This window comes from Neorhizobium sp. P1_A6 (assembly GCF_056406795.1).
This window is the reverse complement of record NZ_JBFTZM010000001.1, coordinates 372535-394689: the sequence shown is the minus strand read 5'-3', so window position 1 is coordinate 394689 and position 22155 is coordinate 372535. Positions and strand designations below refer to the sequence as shown.

Sequence of the window (22155 nt, the reverse complement as noted above, 5' to 3'; positions counted from 1 at the left end):
AGCGGTCAATCCGGCGCTCTCCCACCGCCTTTTTCAGAGCGCTCCCGATAACTTTCCCGCGAAGACCTAGCTATCCGATCCGTCTCGATATATCCAGGGTGATATATTGCGTTGCGGCTGCGGGTGGGACAGGCGTTTGGACTGGCTGGTGCTGAGTGACGAGGAATGGACCGCAATCAGGCTCAGCCTGAAGGTTTCCTCCGTCGCGATGATCGTCAGCCTGCCGTTCGGCCTTCTTGTCGCCTATCTGCTCGCCCGTGGAAAATTCTGGGGCAAGTCGATCCTGAACGGCGTCGTCCACCTGCCGCTCATCCTGCCACCGGTCGTCACCGGTTTCCTGCTGCTCGTCCTGTTCGGGCGACGCGGCGTCATCGGCGCCTTTCTCAACGAATATCTCGGCATCGTGCTCTCCTTCCGCTGGACCGGCGCGGCACTCGCCTGCGGCGTCATGGGCTTCCCGCTGATGGTGCGCTCCATCCGGCTGTCGATCGAGGCGGTCGACCGCAAGCTCGAAGAGGCGGCGGGTACGCTCGGCGCCGGTCCCGCCTGGGTGTTCATGACCGTGACCCTGCCGCTCATCCTGCCGGGCGTGATCGCCGGCATGATCCTCGCCTTCGCCAAGGCAATGGGCGAATTCGGCGCGACGATCACCTTCGTCTCCAATATTCCCGGTGAAACCCAGACCCTTTCGTCGGCGATCTACACGTTCACGCAGGTGCCAGGCGGCGATGCCGGCGCGATGCGGCTGACGCTGGTCGCGATCGTCATTTCCTTCGCCGCGCTGCTTGCCTCCGAATTCATGGCCTATCTGGTCGGCAGGAGGGTCGACATCGAATGACCCTTATCGTCGAGGCACAGCAGACGCTGGGAGAATTCGTGCTCGATGCGAGCTTTACGTCGGAAGGCGGCGTCACCGCTCTGTTCGGGCGTTCAGGCTCGGGCAAGACCTCGCTGGTGCGGGTGATCGCCGGGCTCTCGAAGCCTGACCGTGGTCGGCTGATGGTCGATGGCGAAGTGCTGCTCGACACCGAGAACCGCGTCTTCGTGCCAAAGCACAGGCGCCGCTTCGGCTACGTCTTTCAGGAGGGCCGGCTTTTTCCGCACCTCTCGGTGCGCCAGAACCTTGGCTACGGCCGCTGGTTCGCGCCGAAGACAACGCCGCCCGAGAATTTCGACCACATCGTCGAACTGCTCGGGATCGGCGCGCTGCTCGACCGGCGGCCGGGAAAGCTATCGGGCGGAGAAAAACAGCGCGTCGCGATCGGCCGGGCGCTGCTGTCTGCGCCGCGCCTGCTGTTGATGGACGAGCCGCTCGCCGCGCTCGACGACCAGCGCAAGGCGGAGATTCTGCCCTATCTCGAACGCCTGCGTGACGAAACCTCGACGCCGATCGTCTATGTCAGCCATTCGGTCTCGGAAGTGGCGCGGCTCGCCGACAAGGTAGTGATAATGAAGGACGGCCGGGTAGAGGCGGTCGGTACGCCGTCCGAAGTCCTGTCGCTGCCGTCGGCCGACCGCCGCGATGCCGGCGCGGTGCTGACCGGCGTCGTCGAGGCAATCGACATCCCGCACCGTCTGGCGACGATCCGGCTGGCGCAAGCGCAGATCGTCGTGCCGAATGCGCATGCCGAAGAGGGCCGGAGCGTCCGCGTGCACATCCCCGAACGGGACGTGATGGTCGCGACCCAGCGGCCGGAGGGCTTGAGCGCGCTTAATATCCTTGACGGCATAATCGCCGCGATCGAACCGGACGGCGACGGCATGGCCCGCATCCGCATCCGCTGCGGCGGAGATATCGTGCTCGCCCGCATCACCGCGCTTTCCGTCGAACGGCTCGACCTGAAGCTGGAAAAGCCGGTTTTTGCGGTGATCAAGACGGTAGCGCTGGAACGGTAGCGTGGATTGATCTTCAGCAGACTGTGAACTATAGATTACACATGATCGAAGTCCGCAAAACGGCAGCTTTCTCAAAGTGGTTCGGCGAACTTCGCGACCATAACGCCCGAATGCGGATAGTTACGCGGATTCGCCGTATGGAGATCGGCAATCTGGGGGATGTAAAACCTGTCGGCGAAGGCATCAGCGAAGCCCGTATCGCCTACGGCCCCGGCTACCGGCTCTATTTCATACAGCAAGGCCAGGAGATCATCATTCTGCTTTGCGGCGGTGACAAGAGCACCCAGAGCAAGGACATCGCTTCAGCAAAACAGATGGCGAAGGAGATATGACAGTGCCTATTGAAACGACGAAATGGGACGTTCAGGACTACCTGAAGACGCCCGAAGAGCGCGTTGCCTATCTCGAAGCGGCTTTCGAAGATGGCGATCCAAAGCTTATCTCGATCGCCCTTGGAGATGTTGCCCGTTCCATGGGCATGACCAATGTCGCCAAGGAAGCGGGCATTACACGCGAGGCGCTCTACAAGGCGCTGAGCGATAAGGGAGATCCGAAGCTCTCCACACTGCTCGGCGTCTTGAAGGCCTTGGGGCTCCGGGTGACGGTCACTTCCGCCAACGAAGCGGCATAGGGTTCGGTCCAGCAGGCGGCAGAACTGTCCTTCGAAGAAATTTTGCACACGCGTACATTTTGTCATCCCGGTGTTAAGGAGCGCCGCTAGACCACTTCCTGTTGATGATCTTCAGCGCTTCCGCAAGCCCCGGCCGACAGGTCTTTCAGGGTTCGGAAGAAGCCATTTCGCTCTTCGGGGAGTAAACCATGACTGTTCTTCCGATACTCAAATCCGTCACGCTCGCGGCCGTGCTCTTCGCCTCGACGGCGGTCTTCGCGTCCGCCAAGGATGTCACCATCTCCGTCTGGTCCGGCGGTTCCGGGCCGAACGACAACTACCGCACCGATGCGTTCGACATCGCTGCCGATATTCTCGAGCGCGAAGCGGCCATCCGCGGCGAACAGCTCAACATCATCGTCCAGAAGACGCCCTATTCCGGCTGGGAAGACTTCAAGCAGGCCCTGACGCTGGCCGCGGAAGCCAAAAAGGCTCCGAACATCGTCGCCACCGGCCATGAAGACATCGGCCCCTGGGCCCAGGCCGGCCTTATCGTTCCGGTCGAGAAGTTCATCGACCTCGATAGCTGGCCGATCAGCGACATCTATCCGAACCTGATGGAGATCACCTCCTTCAACGGCACCGTCTACGGCATTCCGCAGGACGCCGAATCCCGTCCGTTCTTCTTCTGGAAGCCTTACATGAAGGCGATCGGCTATTCGGATGCCGATATCGAGGCTCTGCCGGCCAAGGTCGAAAAGGGCGAATATACCCTGAAGAACGTCCTCGAAGACGCCAAGAAGATGCAGGACAAGGGCCTCGTCCAAGCGGGCTACGGCTTTTATCCACGCACCAATAACGGTCCGGACTACTGGCAGTTCTACACGTCCTTTGGCGGCGTGATGGAAGAGCAAGGCAAGCTCGTCTTCGACAAGGCCGCGATGAAGCGCACCTACCAGTATTTCGCCGATCTCGTGAAGGCCGGCGTCACCAAGAAGAACCATATCGGCATGCCGGGCGACCAGTGGTGGAAGGAAGTCGCCACCGGCAAGGCCGGCATCTGGCACGGCGGCACCTGGCATTATGCCCGCCTCGTCAACCAGGAAGGCCTGAAGGACTTTTTCGGCAACGTTCAGTTCACCCTGACGCCGGCCGGCGAAGGCGGCAAGGCCAACACGCTGACCCACCCGCTCGCCTACCTGCTGATGGCCGGCCATACCGAAGAAGAGACACAGATCGCGGCCGACCTGATCAAGATCGCCTCCGAGCCGCGCATCAACGCGCTGCATGCGATCAAGTCCGCCCATCTCGGCATCTCGCCTTCCGAAACCAAGGTCGACCTCTACACCGCCAACCGTTGGGCTTCGGAAGCCACCGGGCGCCTGCTGCCGCATGCCAACGCCATGCCGAACAATGCTGATTTCGGCAAATACTGGACGATCATGTGGAAGAACCTCGAAGCATCTTGGACCGGCGCCAAGACCGCCGATGCCGCGGTCAACGATGCCGAAACCGAGCTGAAGTCGACGCTCGGCGCAGCGATCATCATCCGCTGAAACAAGACGCCCCGTGTCTCCACGGGTTGACATAGGGCGCCGACCTATCCGGGCGAAACTCCTCGTCCCGAACTGCGGGCGGCGCTCGCTCCGCCGCCCGCATCCCATCCGTTTCCCAAGGCTTCACCCATGCGAACGTCACGAACGCTCGGACTGGTGATGATCGCGCCCGCTGCGGTCATGATCCTCCTGTTTTTCCTGGTGCCGGTCGTGTTGACCGCCATCTTCGCCATGACCAACATGACCACCGCGACCGGCATTTCCGGCGGGGCCTGGCAGGTCACGCAAGGTGCCGTCAACCGTCTGAAGACCGATATGCCGGAGCTCGCAAGCGGCATTGCCGAGCCGCGCTTCGTCATCGACGAGGAGGGCCTTGTCGCCCTGGAGGCCCTGAAGCTCAAGACCGGCTTCACCGCCGAGCTGCGATCCAGCCATATGGGCGAGGTCTTTCCCTCGCGGCGCGAGGCGGAGCGGGTGATCAAGGCGCTGAAGGACAGGCCCTCGACCCGCGAGGTCAAGCAGATCTCCGACCTCTTCAACCGCTCTGTTCTGAATACCCGTTTCGAGACCCGCGACGAGCTGATGGCCAACCTCAAGAAGCTCGGCTTCACCCTGACGCCAGCCGAACAGCAGACGGTCGCCAAGGCCACCTATACCGGCTGGGTGTGGACGACGGAAAACTTCCGGATCATCGGCAATTCGCCGGACATGGCGTCGATCTTCCTCAACACCGCCTTCTACGTCGCCACCACGCTGCTCGTCTTCAACGTCAGCTATGCACTCTTCCTCGCCATCACCACCCACTACATGCCGGCTTCGACCGCATCCGTCTTCCGCGCCATCTGGCTGCTGCCGCGCATAACGCCGGTGGTCATCTACGTGTTGATGTGGAAATGGCTGACCTGGGACAGCGGCTTCATCTCGATGTTCATGGGCCAGTTCGGTTATCCGCCGAAGAACTACCTGCTCGACAGCGCCTATAATGCCTGGTTCTTCGTGATCCTGATCAACGGCTTCATCGGCGCCTCGATGGGCATGCTGGTCTTCTCTTCCGCGATCAAGGCGATCCCGCAGACGCAGTTCCATGCAAGCGAAGTCGATGGCGCCAGCCGGTGGCAGCAGGTCCGCCACATCATCCTGCCGCAGCTTCGCTGGCCGATCCTGTTCGTCACCTGCTACCAGACCCTGTCGCTGCTCGCCTCCTTCAACGAAATCCTCCTCTCGACCCGCGGCGGGCCGGGGCGGGCGACCGAAGTATGGTCGCTCGCCGCCTACCACACCGCGCTCAACAACTATACCGGCAACCTGGAATACGGGCTGGGCGCTGCCATGGCGCTGGTGCTGGTGGTGGTCGGGATCGTGCTGTCGCTCATCTACCTGCGTATCTTCCGCTACGACACGCTGATCTCCAAGCCGCTGATCGAGGATTGAGCATGGCCGAAAAACCGCAAATTTCGTCAAACACGACCTCGGCGAATTTCTCGAGCCTCCCCGTGATCCTGCTGCTCGGCCTTTTCAGCCTGCCGCTGCTGGTGATGTATGCCTATCTCTTCATCGACACGATCAGCGACACGGAAGTCGGCTCGCTGATCCCGAACGAGTTCACGCTGCGCCACTGGAGCTTCCTCTGGGAGACCAAGACCGGCAAGCCGAATATCTGGCTCGTCACGCTCAACACCTTCATCTTCGCAAGCTGCATCACCGGCGTCATCCTCACGGTCTCGTCGATGGCGGGTTACGTGCTGTCGCGTCTCAACGTGCCGGCACGCGGCTTTTTCCTCGCCGGCGTCATGGTGCTGCACGCCTTCCCGTCGGTGACGCTGATCATCGCCATCTTCATCGTGCTGCAGTGGATCGGCCTCTACAATTCGCTGATCGGGGTGATCCTGGTGAAGGCGGCGATCGACCTGCCGCTCGGCATCTGGCTGATGAAGGGTTTTTACGACACCGTGCCCTGGGAGATCGAGATGGCTGGCACCGTGGACGGCGCCTCGCGCTTCACGGTCTGGCGCCGGCTGGTGCTGCCGCAGATCAAACCGGCGGTGATGGCGCTCGGGCTGTTTTCATTCCTCACCGGCTGGAGCGAATTCATCCTGCCGCAGGTGCTGGCGCCGGGCGCAAAGGTGCAGGTCTTGTCGGTCTATCTGGCGGGCCTGATCATCGACGACAACAATTTCGATTTCGGCACCTTCAAGGCCGTCGGCGTCTTCTACGTCGTGCCGGTGCTGATCCTCTATGTCTTCTTCCAGAAGCATCTCATGAACATCTATGGCGGAGGCACCAAGGGCTGATGCGTATACTGCTCGACAAGTTTTCCAAGAGTTTCGGCTCTACCAGGATCATCGAAAACATGGATCTCGAAGTGGGCTCCGGCGAAATGCTGGCACTGCTCGGACCTTCCGGCTGCGGCAAGTCGACGACACTCTTTGCCGTCTGCGGCATCCACCGGCCGACCTCGGGCCGCATCCTGTTCGGCGACCGGGACGTCACCCATCTGCCGAGCCAGGAGCGCAATGTCGGCGTCGTTTTCCAATCCTATGCGCTTTATCCGCATATGACGGTGGAGGAGAATATCGGCTTCCCGCTGATGGTGAAGCGGGTTCCCTCCGCCGACATCAAGAAGCATGTCGCTGGCATCGCGGCACTTGTCCATATCGGCGATCTCCTGGGGCGGCGCCCGGCGCAGCTTTCCGGCGGCCAGCAGCAGCGCGTGGCGCTCGCCCGCGCTTTGATCCGCCGCCCGGACGTGCTGCTCCTCGACGAACCGCTCGCCAATCTCGACGCCAAGCTCCGGCTCGAGATGCGCTCGGAAATCCGACGGCTGCAGAAGGAAACCGGCATCACCGCCATCCTCGTCACCCATGACCAGGTCGAGGCGATGTCGATGTGCGATCGCATCGCCATCATGAAATCGGGTGAGATCGTCCAGATCGCCACGCCGTCGCAGATGTATAACGATCCGCGCACGTCCTTCGTCGCCAGCTTCCTCGGCAATCCGCCGATCTCCTTCCTCAAGGGCAAGGCTCAGCAGGGAGCATTCGTGCTGGGTGAAAACGGCTTGCGCCTGCCGCTCACCGCGGTTTCCGGCATTGCGGATGGAACCGCGCTCAGCCTTGGCGTCCGCCCGGAACATTTCGGCACGGCGGGCGGTGTGCCCGTCGAAGGCAGGGTCGTGTTTGCGGAAACTCAAGGCCGCGAAAATCTATACGATGTCATTCTGCCGGACGGTTCAGTGCTGCGCTCGATCCAGCCGGTGCGCGACGATGTGAAGCCGGGTGATAGCGTGCGCTGGAACCTGGACAGCGCCTCGACCTTTGTCTTTGCAGAAGACGGCCGGAGATTGTGATGGAGACTCTGATGCGCGACTTCTCCGCCTTCTTCCAGAAATACGGCTGGCCCGAGAACAAAGGCCGGCTGCCGTTCTGCATTGGCCATCGCGGTGCGAGCGGCCACGAGCGGGAGAACACGCTCACCGCCTTTCGCCGCGCAGCCGAGCTCGGCGCCGAAATGTGGGAACTCGACACCCAGATGACCTCGGACGGCGTGGTCGTCGTTTCCCATGACGATCATCTGCAACGGGTCTTCCAGCAGGACCTGCATATCTCGCAGATGACTTTTGCGGAGCTGCGCGAGGCGGTGCCGGATGTGCCGAGTTTCGCGGAAGTCGCCGCACTCGGCCGGGAGACCGGTTGCGGCCTTTACGTCGAGCTGAAGCGGCCGGGCACCGGTCCGCTCTGCTGGCAGCACCTGAAGGACATGGACCAGCGTTTCGCCTGTCTCGGTTCCTTCGATACCGCCCAGGTGCGTGAACTGCGCGACCTCGGCTGTGACTACCCGCTCTCCGTGCTGATCCGCGTCGGCCACGATCCGCATACGGCAGGCGAGATGGCCGGCGCCGATATCCTGCATCTGTGCTGGGAAAAGGCGAGCGACACGCCACAGGAATTCGTCACCGAGGAACTGGTCGACAGGGCTTTTGCCGATGGCAAGGAAATCGTGCTCTGGCACGAGGAGCGACCGGACGTCCTGAAAGACATCATGGTGCTGCCGGTGCTCGGCATCTGCACCGACCTGCCGGACCTGATGCGGCCCAGGGAGACGGGCGGCATTTCCCTTTCCCGGGAACCACGCCGCGTCACCTCCTTCGATGTCGCCCGTGCAGCCGGCGTCTCGCGCGCCGCCGTGTCGCGCGCCTTCACGCCGGATGCCAGCGTTTCGGAAAAAACCCGGCAGAAAGTGTATCAGGCTGCCAAGGAACTCGGCTACCGGGTCAACTATCTCGCCCGCAGCCTCACCAACAAGCGTTCGGATTTCGTCGGCCTGGTGGCCGCCGGCCTCGATAACCCGTTCCGCACCCAGCAGCTCGAAAATCTGGCCCGCGCGCTGATCGCCCGCAACTACCGGCCGATCCTGCTGCCGACTTCCAAGGAAGCGGACAGCGCCACCGTTATCGGCCAGCTGCTGCATTACGCCGTCTCCGGGGTCATCATCACTTCGGACGCGCCGCCCTCGCACATCTTCGAGGAATGCGCGGTCGAGGGTGTGCCGATCGTCTTGGTCAACAAGGGCGAGGATTTTCCCTTCGTCGACCGGGTCGTCTCCGACGACCGAATGTCCGGTTACACGGCCGTCGACCACCTCGTCGAATCGGGCGCCAAGAAGCTTGCCGTCATCGCCGGCACCGCCGTCTCCTATTCCTCGCGCCGTCGCGCCGAGGCGTTTCAGAGCCGCTGCCAGATGCTCGGGCTCGATGCGCCGCTGATCCCGGTCGCCATCAATGATTACGCCCATGGGCACGAAGCGGCACAGGCGCTGATCGACCTTGGCATCGACGGGGTGTTTTCGGTCAACGACTACATGGCCTGCGGCGTGCTCGACGGGCTTGCCAAGGCCGGGCGAAACTACGGTTCGGTCAAGGTGATCGGCCATGACGACATCCCTCAGGCAAGCTGGTCGGCCTATGACCTCACCACCTTCGTACAGCCCTGCGACGTACAGGCGGAACAGGTGATCGATCTCCTGACCAGCCGCATGTCCGAACCGGACGCCGTGGCTAGGGTGGAATTCACGCCCGTGACGCTGATCAAAAGAAGAAGTGCATAAATGGCATCTGCATTCGATCTAACCTCCCTGCAATCTCGCGAAAGGGCCGCAATCGCGGTCGCCCGCCGGGTCGGCATGGAGGCTGCCGCCTTCCGCGCCGAAGCTCTTCCCGAAACGCTCGGCGTCGAGAACAAGGGCCTGCAGGATTTCGTCACCGTCGCCGACAAGCGGGCGGAAAAAGCGATCCGCGCATCCCTGCTCGGCAAATTTCCCGATGATTCCTTCATGGGCGAAGAGGGCGGCGGGCAGTCCGGAGAACGCGGCACCTGGGTGGTCGATCCGATCGACGGCACCACCAATTTCATCCGCGGATTTCGGCACTGGGGCGTCTCGATTGCCTTCGTTTCCGGCGGCGAGATTCTGGTGGGCGTGATCTACGACGCCGCGCAGGACCGGGTTTTTCACGCGATCCGGGGTGAGGGGGCCTTCAAGGAAGGCAGGCCGATCGCAGCGGCCAAGACCAGTGATCCCAACCAGGCGATTGCTATTCTCGGCCATTCCCGCCGCACCGACTTCGAGGACTACCTCGCCATCTCGCGCAAACTCTACGAGCGCGGCATCGACTATCGCCGCATGGGGGCGGCCGCGATCGGCCTCGTCCGCGTCGCCGAAGGTGTTTCCGACCTCTATTACGAACGGCACCTTTCCTCCTGGGACATGCTCGCCGGCGTACTGATCGCGTCGGAAGCGGGTGCGACGATCGCCGTGCCGCCGCTCGAGGATCTGCTTTCGCGGGGCGGCCCGGTGGTTGCCTGTTCGCCGGGGCTTGCCAGCGAATTCGCCTTCCTGATGGAGATGGAAGGCTTGGCTGCCGCCCGGCAGTAGGGCAGGCAGATAGCGGCAGGGGCATCGACGCGACATAGACGATCCGCAGCGACAACCGTCCCCTTCGCCAATCCAAACGGGGCCGGGCCGCTCCCGCCGATGAGCGCTCAACCGCTTGGCTTCACCAGCCTATATCGGTCAAGGCGAAGTCGTTGCCCTTATAGGCAACCTTGGTCCTGTAAGCCTTTGCGCAGGCATAGGAGAAGCAATCTCCCATATTGAGCTTTGCAGGGTGGTTGACGATCTTGCCGAAGTCCTGGGCGGCGTCCAGGGCCTTTGTCCCCACGTCTCCGCTGATCATGATGTCCCGGGCCTCCAGATCGGCAATGAACTGGTCCACCAGACGGCGAGACTCCGCCAGCATTTCGGGGGTGGCGGGCTTGTCGCGGCCACTTACCCCAGCCTTGCGGCGTGTCAGCGAAAGCGAGGCCTCCATCCTCACCACGGATGACACATAGAACGGGCCAGGATCCTGGCCGATACGGTCCAGCAACTCATCACGGTCCTGCTCTTCCGCAAGAATAGCCACGATCACGGATGCGTCGATGAACAGCATCAGTCTTCGTCCCACATTTCATCGGTCTCGCGCTTGTGGTCACCGGGTGCGAATGGTCCCGCAGCGCGGGCCATCGCCAGAGATTTTGCCAACCGGTCGCGAATGGGCAAGCTGGCTTTGCGGCTGGCGATCTCGTGCTTCAACGCCGTCTTCACGGCGTCTACTTTGGACGTCTTGATAAGGCCCACAAGCTCCTCCGTGAGCTTGTCGACTTCAGGGTCCTTGATATAGAGAGGCATCTAAGCATATCCTTTGGAGGATATTATAATATCCTCGCTTTCATATCCTTGCAAGTTGGTCGCTTTTCGGCGTTATCCGTAATGGCTAACCTATTGTTTTAATTGTTCATGTGGTTCGCTGGTATTCGGATTTCACCTCTGCTAAATGACATCCATGCCATTCGAAGACAAAAAGAAAAGTCGGGTGACGCTTGTCGACGTAGCGCGGCGCGCCAATGTGTCGCGCGCCACCGCCTCGCTCGTCATCCGCAAGAGCCCGCTGGTCGGTGCCGATACGCGGGCGCGCGTCGAGCAGGCGATGGGCGAGCTCGGCTATGTCTACAACATGGGGGCCGCCCGGCTCAGGGCCGAGCGCAGCCACACCGTCGGCGTCATCGTGCCCAATCTGACGAACCCGTTTTTCGCCGAACTGCTGTCCGGCATCGAGGCGGTGATCGATTCGGCCGGCATGGTGGTGATCCTCGCCAATAGCGGCGATCTCGTCGAACGCCAGGACATTGTGATGCGGCGGATGCGCGAGCACGGCGTCGATGGGGTCATCATATGCCCGGCGGCGGGCACCGAACCCGCGTTCCTTCACCAGCTCGCCGAATGGGACCTGCCGCTGGTGCAGGTGCTCCGCCAGATTACCGAAGAAGTCGATTATGCCGGTTCCGATTATGCGGCTGGCATGCGCCAGGCGGTGGATTATCTCGCATCGCTCGGCCACGGGACGATCGCTTTTGCCGTCCACGGGCCGATCCATTCCGCCTATCGCGAGCGCGTCGAGGGGTTTTGCGATGCCATGCAATCGCGCGGGCTCGATCCGAACATGATCGTGGGTCTGCCGATCCAGATCGGCGAGATCGCCGATGCCGCGCATCTCCTCTTCGGCGAGGGCGAACAGCCGACGGCGGTGATCTGCTTCAACGACGTGATCGCGCTCGGCCTTTCCGCCGGTCTCTACGATCGTGGCCTGAAGATCGGCGAGAATTTTTCGCTGATCGGTTTCGACGACGTGACCGACGCGGAGGCGATGCGGCCGAGGCTCACGTCCGTTTCCACCGGACCGGTGGCGATCGGCGGGAATGCGGCCCGGCTTCTCCTCGACCGGTTGGCCGATCCCGTCCGCCCGGCCCGCAGGGTTGTGAACGAAACGGTTTTGCATATCCGCCAATCCTGCGGGCCGGTCGCCATTTCGGCTTTGCAACAATCCCGTTAGCTTTCGGTTGACGTCCGGACCGAAAGCTTTTAGATCGATCTAAATGAACAGACGCCGCAGAGGAGTGGCGCTCTTTCGACATCATTGGGGAGGTCCCAAGTTGTACAATTTCAATTTCGAGCCCGTATTTGCGGGTTTCGACCAGCTTCTGCTCGGCGCCTGGCTGACGATCCAGCTTTCGGTGGCGGCGATGATCATCGGCCTGATTGTTTCGATCGCCTGTGCCGCGGGTAAGACTTCGGGCATTGCGCCGCTGCGCTGGGTCATCGACGCCTATATCGAGATCATCCGCAACACGCCGTTCCTGGTGCAGATCTTCTTCATCTTCTTCGGCCTCCCGTCGCTTGGAATTTTTCTGACGCCGAACAGTGCGGCGCTCGTGGCGCTGGTCGTCAATTTCGGCGCCTACGGCACGGAAATCATCCGCGCCGGCATCGAGTCGATCCAGAAGGGGCAGATCGAGGCCGGCACCGCGCTCGGCCTCTCGAAGCTGCAGATCTTCCGCTACATCATCATGAAACCGGCGCTGCGCACCGTCTATCCGTCGCTGACCAGCCAGTTCATCTATTTGATGCTGACCTCCAGCGTCGTCTCGGCAATCTCAGCCGACGACCTTGCCGCCGCCGGCAACAATCTGCAGTCGCAGACCTTCGCGAGCTTCGAGGTCTATATCGTCATCACGGTGATGTATCTCGTCATGTCGGTCGGTTTCTCGACGATCTTCTCGGCGATCGAGAAGGCCGCCTTCAAATATCCGTTGAGCCGATAGGAGCCTGGCCATGCCATTGATCAGACCTTTCGGCATCAACGAATTCTGGATCATCGTGCTTGCGGCGCAGTGGACCATCGCGCTGTCGGCGATCGCCTTTGCTGGCGGCGGCATCGGCGGGCTGCTGATCGCGCTCATGCGCGTCTCGGATGCTAAATGGCCGCGGCTGATCGCCACCGGCTTCATCCGCGTCTTCCAGGGAACGCCGCTCTTGATGCAGCTCTTCCTGGTGTTCTTCGGCATGAACATCCTCGGTTTCGCCATCAACCCATGGCTTGCCGCAACCGTCGCACTCACCCTGCATGCAAGCGCATTTCTGGGCGAAATCTGGCGCGGCTGCATCGAGGCGGTGCCGCCCGGCCAGCGGGAAGCCGCGACCGCGCTTGGCCTGCGCTACTATAACCGGATGCGTTATATCGTCCTGCCGCAGGCCTCGAAGATCGCGGTGGCGCCGACGGTCGGCTTCCTGGTGCAGCTGATCAAGGGCACCTCGCTTGCGGCGATCATCGGTTTTACCGAGCTCACCCGCCAGGGCCAGATCATCAACAACGCCACGTTCAGCCCGTTCATGGTGTTTGGCACGGTGGCCGCGGTCTATTTCGTCCTCTGCTGGCCGCTTTCGGTGCTGGCGCGACGGATGGAACTCAGATTTTCCCGCGCAACGGCACGTTGACGGGACCCGAGCCGGAGGGAGGAAACCGGTGCAACAGAAAAGGGTAGGAAAATGAACATTTCTAGACGCGTGGTTATGGCCGTCATCGGCGCAGGCCTGATGATGGGCGCAGGCGCCTCCACCGCATCGGCGCAGACCGTCGAAAGCATCAAATCCGCAGGCACCGTCAAGATCGGCATGCTGGTCGACTTCCCGCCGTTCGGGATCATGAACACCTCGAACGAGCCGGACGGTTATGATGCCGACGTGGCAAAGCTGCTTGCCAAGGAATTCGGCGTGAAGGTGCAGATCGTTCCGGTCACCGGCCCGAACCGCATTCCCTACCTGCAGAGCAACCAGGTCGACCTGCTCGTCGCCTCGCTCGGCATCACCGAGGAGCGCGCCAAGAGCGTCGATTTCTCGCAGCCCTATGCCGGCATCTCGATCGGCGTTTTCGGCGCCAAGGCGACCGAGGTCTCCAAGCCGGAAGACCTGTCCGGCAAGACGGTCGGCGTCGCCCGCGCCTCGACGCAGGATACCGGCGTCACCAAGATCGCCCCGAAGGATGCCAAGATCCAGCGTTTCGACGACGATGCCAGCGCCGTGCAGGCCCTGCTGTCCGGTCAGGTTCAGCTGATCGGCGTCTCAAACGTTGTCGCCGCCCAGATCGAAAAGGCAGCTCCCGGCCGGTTCACCCAGAAGCTTCAGCTCAGCCAGCAGGTTCAGGGCATCGCCGTGCGCAAGGGCTCGAGCGAGCTGTTGACGGCTGTCAACGCCTTCATCGCCAAGGTCAAGGCCAATGGCGAACTCGGCAAGATCCATGAAAAATGGCTCGGCGCTCCGCTGCCGGACTTCGTCGCCAACGCCAAGTAAGACCAGAACCACGCCCAGAACTGAGATCGAAAGGGAGTTCCTCGCAATGACTGAGGTGAACGCAAACGCATCGGCCGCGGCCACGCGAGGAACTTCCGAACTCGCCGTCAGGATGGAAGGCGTCAACAAGTGGTACGGCGGCTTTCACGCACTGAAGGACGTCGAACTGTCGGTCACCCGGGGGGAGCGGATCGTCATCTGCGGGCCTTCCGGCTCCGGCAAGTCGACGCTGATCCGCTGCATCAACCAGCTGGAGACGATCCAGAAGGGCAAAATCGTTGTCGACGGTCATGACCTGACCGCCGGCGGCAAGAACGTCGATATCGTCCGCCAGGAGACTGGCATGGTCTTCCAGCAGTTCAACCTCTTCCCGCACATGACGGTCCTGGAAAACTGCACGCTGGCGCCGATGAAGGTGCGTGGCATTTCGAAGGTCGAGGCGGAAAAGACCGCTCGCAAATACCTGGAACGGGTGCGCATTCCCGAACAGGCGGAAAAATATCCCGCCCAGCTTTCCGGCGGCCAGCAGCAGCGCGTAGCGATCGCCCGCGCGCTCTGCATGAACCCGAAGATCATGCTGTTCGACGAGCCGACCTCGGCGCTCGACCCGGAAATGGTCAAGGAAGTGCTCGACACCATGATCGACCTCGCCAAGGAGGGCATGACCATGCTCTGCGTCACTCATGAAATGGGTTTTGCCCGGCAGGTCGCCGACCGGGTGATCTTCATGGACCGCGGCGAGATCCTCGAAACCGCCGCGCCGGAAGAATTTTTCGGCAATCCCACGAACGAGCGCCTGAAGATCTTCCTCGGACAGATCTCTTGAACGCCACTGCCACTCATTGAAATTAAGGAGTTCCGGACGTGAAACCAGATATCCTGCTTGTGGAACCGATGATGCCGTTCATCGAGGACCAGCTCGACGCAGCCTATACCGTGCATCGGCTGTATGACCCGGCGCAGAAGGAAACGCTGGAAGCAGCGTTGCCGAACATCCGCGCCGTCGCGACCGGCGGCGGCACCGGCCTTTCCAACGAATGGATCGAGAAGCTGCCCTCGCTCGGCGTCATCGCCATCAATGGCGTCGGCACCGACAAGGTCGACCTCAAATTCACCCGCAGCCGCAATATCGACGTCACCACCACGCCCGGCGTTTTGACTGATGACGTCGCCGACATGGGCATTGCGCTGATGCTCGGCGTGCTGCGCCATATCGCCAAGGGCGACGCATTCGTGCGTGCCGGCAAATGGGGCAGCCAAGGCTTTCCGCTCGGGCATAGCCCGAAGGGCAAGCGTGTCGGCATCCTCGGCCTCGGCCAGATCGGCAAGGCCTTCGGCCGCCGCGCCGAAGCCTTCGGCATGGACGTGCGCTTCTGGAACCGCTCGCCGATCAAGGACACGACCTGGAAGTCCTGTGCCTCGCCGGTGGCATTGGCGGAAGATAGCGACGTGCTGTGCGTCATCGTTGCCGCGAATGCGCAGACGAAAGACATCGTCAATGCCGAGGTTCTGAAGGCGCTCGGACCGAAGGGCATCCTGATCAATATTGCTCGCGGCAGCGTCGTCGACGAAAACGCGCTGCTCGCCGCCCTCAACGACGGCACGATCGGCGCAGCCGGCCTCGATGTCTATCTCGACGAGCCGCGCATCCGCGAAGATTTCTTCACCGCGCCGAACACGGTGCTGATGCCACACCAGGGCAGCGCCACGGTCGAGACCCGCGTCGCCATGGGGGAGCTGCTGCTTGCCAATATCGCAGCACATTTCGCCGGCGAAAAGCCGCCGACCACCGTCAACTGAGCAATTCCAGGAAAAGTGTGAAGCGGTTTTCCGTTGGGAATTGCGCAGCGCAAACGTGAAGCGGAGAAACGAGATGATCATCCGTCAGGCCTTTTTCGAAGGCACGATCCATGCCGGCCAGGAAGAAGCGTTCAAAAGCTATGTCGCCGAGAAGCTGATGCCGATGTGGCTGGCTTTTCCGGGCATCAAGGAAGTACGCGTGCTCTACAATATCGAGCGCGACGACGGTGCACCGTCTTACCCGATGGTGCTGTCGACCATGTACGAAAGCCGCGAGGCGCTGGCCGCGGCCTTGGAATCGCCGGTGCGTTACGAAAGCCGGGACATGACCAAGGGGCTACTGGACATGTTCGACGGCCGCATCCATCACCACGTCTTCGATCTGGCGCTGTCCTGAGTTCATCGACCGCCGGCGGTCTTCGTGCCTGAGCCGGGCGCGCGGTAAGCGGGCGTGTTCGGCTCGAACAATTCGATCAGGTTTCCGGACGGATCCTCCAGTAAAATCTGCTTGCCGCCCGTCCCCTGGATGATCTCGTTGCGGAAGCCGCAGCCGGCCAGTTTCAGGCGTTCGACCATCCCGTCCAGGTCGTCGACGGTCAGATGGATACGGTTCCACCCGCCGGGTGCCTGCTGCTCTCCGGATGGCATCGGCGCACCGCCGCCACCCCGCGGGTTCGGCTGGGAGAGATAGAGATGCATGTCGCCACGCGAGATTTCCGCAAAAGGCGGGGCAGGGTGCATCTTGAGCTTGAAGCCAAGGTGCGCTGTGTAGAAATCGATCGCTGCCTTTACATCGTTGACGATGTATCTGAAGCATGCGGCCATTGTCTGAGCCCTCCCGGTATCAGATGGATATCCGAAGGCAAAGCCTAACATTCCCGCAACAGAGGGCAAGCGTCATCCGCTCGTCCTCCGCGAAAGCTGCCGTACGTCTGCGATCAACGCACCGCAACCGCGTAGAGGCGTGGGGAAATCCCGAAACTGCGGGTGAAGATGCGGGTCATGTGGCTCTGATCCGCAAAGCCGCTGCCCAGCGCCGCCTCCGCAAGTCCCGTCCCGCCGGCGATCAGTTTTCGCGCCAACTGGACACGTCGCTGGATCAGGTAGGCATGCGGAGTAAGCCCCGTCGCCTTGTCAAAAGCGCGCAGGAGCTGGAAATGGCTGACGCCGGCCAGGTCCGCCAGGTCGGCAAGGCTGACCGCTTTGGCCGGATCGTCATCGATCCGTTCGCGCGCTGCCCGGATAGCTCGCGGCACCGGTTTCGGCTCCGGCGCGTCCCGCATCACCTCGGCCAGCAGCGTCAGCAGCAATTCCTGGCGGCGAAGTTCGGCGCCGGCTTGCTCGACGGTCATCGCCGTGAACAGCTGCCGCATCGTCATGGCCTGCGGCGGTTGCCGCAGCACCGGATCGGCAAATTCGAACTCGCCGGGCCTGCCCTGGCGGATATCGGCGACGGCGCCGGCTATCACATCCGGATCGAAATAGAGCATCTGCCAGAAACGCCCTTCGTCCCCGATCGGCGCGCCGTCATGCACTTCACCGGGGTTGACGGTGATGACGTCGCCCGGTCCGGCCTCCACCGGACCGCGTCTGCTTGCAGATTTCTGGGCGCCGCTCTCGATCACGCCGATGCCGTACTGGTCATGGGTGTGACGGGCAAAATGGTGGTCGGAGCGGGCCACGACCGCCTGCACGCCGGCCATGCCGCATCGAAACATCCGAAATCCGTTTCGTCCCTTCGCGCGCATCGGCTCCTCGCGTTTCAGCCAGCATAACCCGGCTCGAGAAGATCACCAACCGGCAGCTTTGAGCCTCACCCGGCTTACAGAACGGTGCGCACCCGCCAGAGTTCGGGAAACAGTTCGACCTCCAGCATCTTCTTCAGATACGACGTTCCCGACGTGCCGCCGGTACCACGCTTGAAGCCGATGACCCGTTCCACCGTGGTGACGTGATTAAATCGCCAGCGGCGGAAATAATCCTCGAAATCGACCAGCTTTTCTGCGAGTTCGTAAAGCTCCCAATAGGTGCCGGGCGCGCCATAGACCTGTTTCCAGGCCTCCAGCACCTGCTCGTTCTCGGGGCGCTTTGTACGCCAGTCGGTTCTGGCCGCGTCCTCGCCGATATCGAACCCGCGCCGGGAAAGCAGCATCAGCGCCTCGTCGTAAAGGCTCGGGCGGGCGAGGATGCCCTCCAGCTTCTCGATGATATCGGGCCGATGCGCATGCGGCCCGAGCATCGCGACGTTGCGGTTGCCGGCAAGGAACTCGATCGCCCGGTACTGATAGGACTGGAAACCAGAAGACTGGCCGAGCGAGGCGCGGAACTCCGTATATTCGCTGGGCGTCATGGTGCGCAGCACGTCCCAGGCATTGTTGAGCTGCTCGAAGATGCGGGCGACGCGGGTGAGCATTTTGAAGGCCGGCTGCGGATCGTCGTTACGGATGGCTTCGATCGCCGAGGTGATCTCGTGGATCGCAAGCTTCATCCACAATTCGGATGTCTGGTGCTGGATGATGAACAGCAGTTCGTCATGCGCCGCCGAGATCGGCTCTTGCGCGTCGAGCACCTTTTCGAGATGCAGGTAATCGGAATAGGACATCTTCTCGCGAAAAGACATTTCCGCGCCGTCTTCGCTGGGATCGTAAGGTTTCGAGCTCATAATATCCATATGCCCACGAATAGGTAGCAACTGCCACCAGGCTTTCTCCTAAAGGCCATTGACCTCAGTCAAACGGTCTCGATCCGGTGAGCCCTTCGGGCTCGGCACCCTGACTTTTCAAAGCGTGAACTGTTTTTCGGCCCATTCAGCGAACTCTTCAAGGCGCTCCAGAGATCTCTCCGCATCTCCGCGCGTCTTTGCCCTTGAACCATACTGCACCTCGTCCTTCTGCTCGAGGAGCGCGCGCAGATTGGATTCTTGCTTGGCAGGGAATTCTTTCCCCAAGGTTGCTTTCAATAGCTTGGTGATCGCTTGATGGTCATCTTGGTTGATCTCACCGCGGAACTTCGCTGTCAGAGCGTCGGAATAAGCGATCGCGCAATTGATGACGGTCGACATCGATGGATTGCCAATGTCGCCAGGATCTGCGACAGCATTGCTATTACGTGCATCCTTGAGGTACCCGCGGGCTATCAGAAGCCTGCCGTTTGCAAAAGCCTCATCTTTTTTCTTTGTAGCCCCCGTTCTAACCACGTCCCTCTCCAATCTCGCCGATCGCATCTTCGGGACGCCTTCCGGAAAGGACTGTTGCTTCCGATATAACGCTCTTCCACCATGGGTCCGCGTCTCTATCCAGTCTTTCGATATCGGCAAAGTCCAGACCGACCACATTAGGGAGAAAGCCAAGCCTCTCCGACACGCCTCTCAGATTCTCACGCAGCCGCTCAGTTGTGGGGGCAAGGTGGTCAACTGGGGCGACTATCCCAATGTCCAGATCGCTATCCGGTCTATCTTCCCCGCGGGCAACACTACCATAGTAAAACAGACTGAAGAGCGGCATCCCGGAGGCGCTCTGACGCACCGAATCCAAAATTGCTAAAAAGCGGTCACTTTCGGCTTTGAAAAGATTTGATAACGCTGGAAAGAAATAGTGGTTGACGTTAAGGCAGTACACGCTCGATCGCCCCACCCCAGACGAAGATACGACCCCTAGAGAAACGAGATCGCCTAGAGCCCTTCTCACACTTTCCTGAGCCAGGCGGCTTTTGCGGATAATCTCGCTGGAGGCCAACATTCCTCCATGCAGTGACAGAACCCTCAACACCCGTAAATTGGAGTCGACACCAAGAAGTGCGGTAAGAGGATACCGTATTGCGCTTTCTCTCGATGATCGGGCCATTTAAAGTCTCAACCAGAGCCGGTTATTTGGTTTAACGACTAGATATTTAGTGTTAAAACCCGATATCTAGTTTTAATGCTAGATATATAGTCCAAGCGGAGTTGTCAATCTTGCGAGGCCAATCCAGGGTGAGGATGCGTCCCCAGGCCCAGCCGCTCTCGGACTTCAGAAGGATAACCGATGGCATCCACGGTGGTGGCAGTTGCCACCTAAGTCCTGATATGTCTTTCGCGGTCTAGAATTCCACTTCCAACTCGACGATTTCGTCCGGTTCCGCAAGCGCCCCTTCGGTCCATTCGAGCATCAGCGGCCAGGCGAGGACAGCGTCGGCGTAAGCCGCAAGCTTCGGTTCAAGCTCGACCGCATAGGTGCGGAAGCGGCTGCAGACGGGCGCATACATGGCGTCCGCCACCGTCGGCTTTTCGCCGAAAAGCCACGGGCCACCGCTCGCTTCCAGGCACTCCGCCCAGATCGTCTTGACCCGTTCCACATCCGGCCGGGCGCCGGAAAAGATCTTGAAGCGTTCGTGCCGGGCCTTGAGGTTCATCGGCAGGGCCGAGCGAAGATTGTGAAAGCCGGAATGCATTTCCCCGGAGACCGCACGACAACGGGCGCGGTCGGCGATGTCGGCCGGCCAGAGACCGGCATCCGGCGTGATTTCGTTCAGATATTCGGCAATCGCCAGCGTATCCCAGACGTTGACGCCATCATGGGTCAGCCGCGGCACCAGCACGGAGGGAGACAGGAGCAGCAGTTCCTGGCGCGCATCGTCGTTCATCTCGACCAGCACTTCCTCGAAATCCAGCCCCGCCATGCGGCACAGCAGCCAACCGCGCAGCGACCAGGAGGAATAGTTTTTCGACGAAATCGTCAGTGCCGCCTGCGTCATCAGTTTCAATCCTTGCCGGACAATCATGCGTCCGGTGACAATCTTCTCGCATCGCGAGACATATTGCACTAGCATTTTTGCACTGCCGCATTTTTGCGGTGAGCGGGGACATGTTCATGCTCTATCAGGCCTATCAATTCCAGGACGACCTCCTCTCGCCGATGCGGGATATGGCCCGACGCCTGCAACTGATGTCCTCTGCCCTGTTCTTCGGCGCCGGCACGGAAATGGGCCGGCATGCTGCCGCAGCACTGGAATTGATGTCCCGCTTCAAGATCACCCACGAGCGGCCGGAGTTCGAGATTACCTCGGTCACGATCGGCAACCGCGACGTGCCGATATCAGTCGAGACGGCGCTCGACCTGCCTTTCGGGCGGCTCCTGCATTTCGTCGCCGACGTCGATACGCCGCGCCCGCGGGTGCTGGTGGTCGCGCCGCTCTCCGGCCATTTCGCGACGCTGCTGCGCGGCACCGTCCAGACGCTGCTGAAGGACCATGACGTCTACGTTACCGACTGGGCCAATGCGCGGGACGTGTCCACGTCCGCCGGCCGCTTCGGCATGGACGACTATGTCGATTATATCATCCGCTTCCTGGAAGAGATTGGTCCGCGCGGGCATATCCTCGCCGTCTGCCAGCCCTGCGTACAGGCGCTCGTCGCCGTCGCGGTGATGTCGGAGGCGAAGAACCCGGCAACCCCGCGCACCATGACGCTGATGGCCGGACCGGTCGATACCCGCGAGAGCCCGACCAAGGTCAACGAACTTGCGGTCTCAAAGCCGCTGTCGTGGTTCAAGAGCGAGCTGATCACCGGGGTACCCATGGGTTTTCCGGGCAGCGGACGGCGCGTCTATCCGGGATTCCTGCAGCTCGTCGCCTTCATGAGCATGAACATGGAGCGGCATGTCGAGGCGCATCGCAAGCTCTACCGGCACCTCGCCAATGGCGAGACCGCCGAGGCGGACAAGATCAAGCATTTCTATGACGAATATTTCGCCGTGCTCGACATGACCGAGGAATTCTACATCGAGACCATCGATCGGGTGTTCCAGAGGGCGGAGCTGGCGAGCGGCAACTACACCCACCATGGCCGCAAGGTAGACCCGAACCATATCCGCGCCACGGCGCTGCTGACCGTCGAAGGCGGGCGCGACGATATCTGCGGGCTTGGCCAGACTTCTGCGGCCCATGACCTCTGTCATTCGCTGCGCCCGCACCTGCGCCGCCATCATCTGCAGGCCAATGTCGGGCATTACGGCGTCTTCAGCGGCCGCCGCTGGGAGAAGGAAATCTATCCCGTCGTCCGCAACATGATCCTCGCGATGGAATAGCGCGACAGGCGCC

General features: G+C 61.3%; 26 protein-coding genes and 1 pseudogene. 19 read left to right on the top strand and 8 right to left on the bottom strand.

The window, feature by feature from the left end; genetic code table 11:
* Positions 1-136: 136 nt before the first annotated feature.
* The 11 genes and pseudogenes from modB (at position 137) to AC1D3C_RS01675 (ending at position 9990) form a co-directional block, all read left to right on the top strand.
* Positions 137-838 carry a molybdate ABC transporter permease subunit gene (modB, locus tag AC1D3C_RS01725; RefSeq protein ID WP_247138985.1) on the top strand — a complete coding sequence of 234 codons (702 nt, stop codon included), beginning with the start codon at positions 137-139 and terminating at the stop codon, positions 836-838.
* A complete protein-coding gene (gene modC / locus AC1D3C_RS01720) occupies positions 835-1896 on the top strand; it encodes a molybdenum ABC transporter ATP-binding protein (RefSeq protein ID WP_477481640.1) in 1062 nt (353 codons plus the stop codon). Before modB ends, modC begins: the two co-directional genes overlap by 4 nt.
* 41 nt (positions 1897-1937) lie before the next feature.
* Entirely contained in the window at positions 1938-2228 is a 291-nt protein-coding gene (locus AC1D3C_RS01715; protein WP_040123904.1) for a type II toxin-antitoxin system RelE/ParE family toxin, read from the top strand.
* Positions 2229-2230: 2 nt separating this feature from the next.
* Positions 2231-2527: an addiction module antidote protein gene (locus tag AC1D3C_RS01710; RefSeq protein ID WP_477481639.1), complete on the top strand. Its 297-nt coding sequence runs from the start codon at positions 2231-2233 to the stop codon at positions 2525-2527.
* Between the two features lie 188 nt (positions 2528-2715).
* Positions 2716-4062: an ABC transporter substrate-binding protein gene (locus tag AC1D3C_RS01705; RefSeq protein ID WP_477481638.1), complete on the top strand. Its 1347-nt coding sequence runs from the start codon at positions 2716-2718 to the stop codon at positions 4060-4062.
* Between the two features lie 129 nt (positions 4063-4191).
* The gene (locus AC1D3C_RS01700) at positions 4192-5493 is read left to right on the top strand and encodes a carbohydrate ABC transporter permease (RefSeq protein ID WP_477481637.1); all 1302 of its coding nucleotides are present in this window, start codon (positions 4192-4194) and stop codon (positions 5491-5493) included.
* Between the two features lie 2 nt (positions 5494-5495).
* Complete coding sequence (locus AC1D3C_RS01695) at positions 5496-6353, top strand: carbohydrate ABC transporter permease (RefSeq protein ID WP_247034664.1); 858 nt, start codon at positions 5496-5498, stop codon at positions 6351-6353.
* Complete coding sequence (locus AC1D3C_RS01690) at positions 6353-7408, top strand: ABC transporter ATP-binding protein (RefSeq protein ID WP_477481636.1); 1056 nt, start codon at positions 6353-6355, stop codon at positions 7406-7408. Before AC1D3C_RS01695 ends, AC1D3C_RS01690 begins: the two co-directional genes overlap by 1 nt.
* Before the next feature lie 8 nt (positions 7409-7416).
* Positions 7417-8154, top strand: a pseudogene (locus AC1D3C_RS01685) (glycerophosphodiester phosphodiesterase); the annotation flags it as partial.
* On the top strand, positions 8146-9165 hold the full coding sequence (locus AC1D3C_RS01680) for a LacI family DNA-binding transcriptional regulator (RefSeq protein WP_477481983.1): 1020 nt from the start codon (positions 8146-8148) through the stop codon (positions 9163-9165). The pseudogene AC1D3C_RS01685 and the gene AC1D3C_RS01680, both read left to right, overlap by 9 nt.
* Positions 9166-9990, top strand: coding sequence for an inositol monophosphatase family protein (locus AC1D3C_RS01675; RefSeq protein WP_477481635.1), 825 nt, complete (start codon positions 9166-9168; stop codon positions 9988-9990).
* Positions 9991-10111: 121 nt separating this feature from the next.
* Here AC1D3C_RS01675 and AC1D3C_RS01670 read toward each other — a convergent pair whose 3' ends face one another.
* The gene (locus tag AC1D3C_RS01670; protein WP_040123898.1) at positions 10112-10546 is read right to left on the bottom strand and encodes a type II toxin-antitoxin system VapC family toxin; all 435 of its coding nucleotides are present in this window, start codon (positions 10544-10546) and stop codon (positions 10112-10114) included.
* Positions 10546-10785 (bottom strand): type II toxin-antitoxin system VapB family antitoxin, encoded by a 240-nt coding sequence (locus AC1D3C_RS01665; RefSeq protein ID WP_247034670.1) that lies wholly within the window; start codon positions 10783-10785, stop codon positions 10546-10548. Before AC1D3C_RS01665 ends, AC1D3C_RS01670 begins: the two co-directional genes overlap by 1 nt.
* 154 nt (positions 10786-10939) lie before the next feature.
* Between AC1D3C_RS01665 and AC1D3C_RS01660 the strand changes: the two genes are divergently transcribed.
* The 7 genes from AC1D3C_RS01660 (at position 10940) to AC1D3C_RS01630 (ending at position 16477) form a co-directional block, all read left to right on the top strand.
* Positions 10940-11986 (top strand): LacI family DNA-binding transcriptional regulator, encoded by a 1047-nt coding sequence (locus AC1D3C_RS01660; RefSeq protein WP_247137516.1) that lies wholly within the window; start codon positions 10940-10942, stop codon positions 11984-11986.
* 100 nt (positions 11987-12086) lie between these two features.
* Positions 12087-12755 carry an amino acid ABC transporter permease gene (locus tag AC1D3C_RS01655; RefSeq protein ID WP_040123895.1) on the top strand — a complete coding sequence of 223 codons (669 nt, stop codon included), beginning with the start codon at positions 12087-12089 and terminating at the stop codon, positions 12753-12755.
* 16 nt (positions 12756-12771) lie between these two features.
* Positions 12772-13428: an amino acid ABC transporter permease gene (locus tag AC1D3C_RS01650; protein WP_080952390.1), complete on the top strand. Its 657-nt coding sequence runs from the start codon at positions 12772-12774 to the stop codon at positions 13426-13428.
* Positions 13429-13479: 51 nt separating this feature from the next.
* Entirely contained in the window at positions 13480-14280 is an 801-nt protein-coding gene (locus AC1D3C_RS01645; protein ID WP_247137517.1) for a transporter substrate-binding domain-containing protein, read from the top strand.
* A gap of 46 nt (positions 14281-14326) precedes the next feature.
* Positions 14327-15106: an amino acid ABC transporter ATP-binding protein gene (locus AC1D3C_RS01640; protein WP_309493815.1), complete on the top strand. Its 780-nt coding sequence runs from the start codon at positions 14327-14329 to the stop codon at positions 15104-15106.
* Between the two features lie 68 nt (positions 15107-15174).
* Complete coding sequence (locus AC1D3C_RS01635; protein ID WP_247137529.1) at positions 15175-16080, top strand: 2-hydroxyacid dehydrogenase; 906 nt, start codon at positions 15175-15177, stop codon at positions 16078-16080.
* A 73-nt stretch (positions 16081-16153) separates the two neighbouring features.
* The gene (locus AC1D3C_RS01630; protein ID WP_247137518.1) at positions 16154-16477 is read left to right on the top strand and encodes a hypothetical protein; all 324 of its coding nucleotides are present in this window, start codon (positions 16154-16156) and stop codon (positions 16475-16477) included.
* A 2-nt stretch (positions 16478-16479) separates the two neighbouring features.
* Here the strand turns inward: AC1D3C_RS01630 and AC1D3C_RS01625 are convergent, their stop codons facing one another.
* The 6 genes from AC1D3C_RS01625 to AC1D3C_RS01600 form a co-directional block, all read right to left on the bottom strand.
* The gene (locus AC1D3C_RS01625; protein ID WP_477481634.1) at positions 16480-16905 is read right to left on the bottom strand and encodes a VOC family protein; all 426 of its coding nucleotides are present in this window, start codon (positions 16903-16905) and stop codon (positions 16480-16482) included.
* A 113-nt stretch (positions 16906-17018) separates the two neighbouring features.
* Positions 17019-17798 (bottom strand): AraC family transcriptional regulator, encoded by a 780-nt coding sequence (locus AC1D3C_RS01620; protein WP_477481633.1) that lies wholly within the window; start codon positions 17796-17798, stop codon positions 17019-17021.
* A 104-nt stretch (positions 17799-17902) separates the two neighbouring features.
* Positions 17903-18742: a tryptophan 2,3-dioxygenase gene (gene kynA / locus AC1D3C_RS01615; RefSeq protein WP_477481632.1), complete on the bottom strand. Its 840-nt coding sequence runs from the start codon at positions 18740-18742 to the stop codon at positions 17903-17905.
* 117 nt (positions 18743-18859) lie between these two features.
* A complete protein-coding gene (locus tag AC1D3C_RS01610) occupies positions 18860-19276 on the bottom strand; it encodes a hypothetical protein (RefSeq protein ID WP_477481631.1) in 417 nt (138 codons plus the stop codon).
* Positions 19269-19697 carry a nucleotidyltransferase domain-containing protein gene (locus tag AC1D3C_RS01605; RefSeq protein WP_477481630.1) on the bottom strand — a complete coding sequence of 143 codons (429 nt, stop codon included), beginning with the start codon at positions 19695-19697 and terminating at the stop codon, positions 19269-19271. The genes AC1D3C_RS01610 and AC1D3C_RS01605 overlap by 8 nt, the downstream gene beginning before the upstream one ends.
* Before the next feature lie 460 nt (positions 19698-20157).
* Entirely contained in the window at positions 20158-20811 is a 654-nt protein-coding gene (locus AC1D3C_RS01600) for a glutathione S-transferase (protein WP_040125649.1), read from the bottom strand.
* A gap of 116 nt (positions 20812-20927) precedes the next feature.
* On the opposite strand from AC1D3C_RS01600, the gene AC1D3C_RS01595 reads away from it, so the two are divergent.
* Positions 20928-22142 carry a polyhydroxyalkanoate depolymerase gene (locus AC1D3C_RS01595; protein WP_477481982.1) on the top strand — a complete coding sequence of 405 codons (1215 nt, stop codon included), beginning with the start codon at positions 20928-20930 and terminating at the stop codon, positions 22140-22142.
* Positions 22143-22155 lie beyond the last annotated feature (13 nt).

Excerpts from the sequence above, each read along its gene's own strand:
- modC (WP_477481640.1), top strand. The coding sequence starts at position 835 with ATGACCCTTATCGTCGAGGCACAGCAGACGCTGGGAGAATTCGTGCTC.
- AC1D3C_RS01715 (WP_040123904.1), top strand. The coding sequence starts at position 1,938 with ATGATCGAAGTCCGCAAAACGGCAGCTTTCTCAAAGTGGTTCGGCGAA.
- AC1D3C_RS01705 (WP_477481638.1), top strand. The coding sequence starts at position 2,716 with ATGACTGTTCTTCCGATACTCAAATCCGTCACGCTCGCGGCCGTGCTC.
- AC1D3C_RS01700 (WP_477481637.1), top strand. The coding sequence starts at position 4,192 with ATGCGAACGTCACGAACGCTCGGACTGGTGATGATCGCGCCCGCTGCG.
- AC1D3C_RS01695 (WP_247034664.1), top strand. The coding sequence starts at position 5,496 with ATGGCCGAAAAACCGCAAATTTCGTCAAACACGACCTCGGCGAATTTC.
- AC1D3C_RS01690 (WP_477481636.1), top strand. The coding sequence starts at position 6,353 with ATGCGTATACTGCTCGACAAGTTTTCCAAGAGTTTCGGCTCTACCAGG.
- AC1D3C_RS01680 (WP_477481983.1), top strand. The coding sequence starts at position 8,146 with ATGCGGCCCAGGGAGACGGGCGGCATTTCCCTTTCCCGGGAACCACGC.
- AC1D3C_RS01675 (WP_477481635.1), top strand. The coding sequence starts at position 9,166 with ATGGCATCTGCATTCGATCTAACCTCCCTGCAATCTCGCGAAAGGGCC.
- AC1D3C_RS01670 (WP_040123898.1), bottom strand. The coding sequence starts at position 10,546 with ATGCTGTTCATCGACGCATCCGTGATCGTGGCTATTCTTGCGGAAGAG.
- AC1D3C_RS01665 (WP_247034670.1), bottom strand. The coding sequence starts at position 10,785 with ATGCCTCTCTATATCAAGGACCCTGAAGTCGACAAGCTCACGGAGGAG.
- AC1D3C_RS01660 (WP_247137516.1), top strand. The coding sequence starts at position 10,940 with ATGCCATTCGAAGACAAAAAGAAAAGTCGGGTGACGCTTGTCGACGTA.
- AC1D3C_RS01645 (WP_247137517.1), top strand. The coding sequence starts at position 13,480 with ATGAACATTTCTAGACGCGTGGTTATGGCCGTCATCGGCGCAGGCCTG.
- AC1D3C_RS01640 (WP_309493815.1), top strand. The coding sequence starts at position 14,327 with ATGACTGAGGTGAACGCAAACGCATCGGCCGCGGCCACGCGAGGAACT.
- AC1D3C_RS01635 (WP_247137529.1), top strand. The coding sequence starts at position 15,175 with ATGATGCCGTTCATCGAGGACCAGCTCGACGCAGCCTATACCGTGCAT.
- AC1D3C_RS01630 (WP_247137518.1), top strand. The coding sequence starts at position 16,154 with ATGATCATCCGTCAGGCCTTTTTCGAAGGCACGATCCATGCCGGCCAG.
- AC1D3C_RS01625 (WP_477481634.1), bottom strand. The coding sequence starts at position 16,905 with ATGGCCGCATGCTTCAGATACATCGTCAACGATGTAAAGGCAGCGATC.
- AC1D3C_RS01620 (WP_477481633.1), bottom strand. The coding sequence starts at position 17,798 with ATGTTTCGATGCGGCATGGCCGGCGTGCAGGCGGTCGTGGCCCGCTCC.
- kynA (WP_477481632.1), bottom strand. The coding sequence starts at position 18,742 with ATGAGCTCGAAACCTTACGATCCCAGCGAAGACGGCGCGGAAATGTCT.
- AC1D3C_RS01600 (WP_040125649.1), bottom strand. The coding sequence starts at position 20,811 with ATGACGCAGGCGGCACTGACGATTTCGTCGAAAAACTATTCCTCCTGG.
- AC1D3C_RS01595 (WP_477481982.1), top strand. The coding sequence starts at position 20,928 with ATGCTCTATCAGGCCTATCAATTCCAGGACGACCTCCTCTCGCCGATG.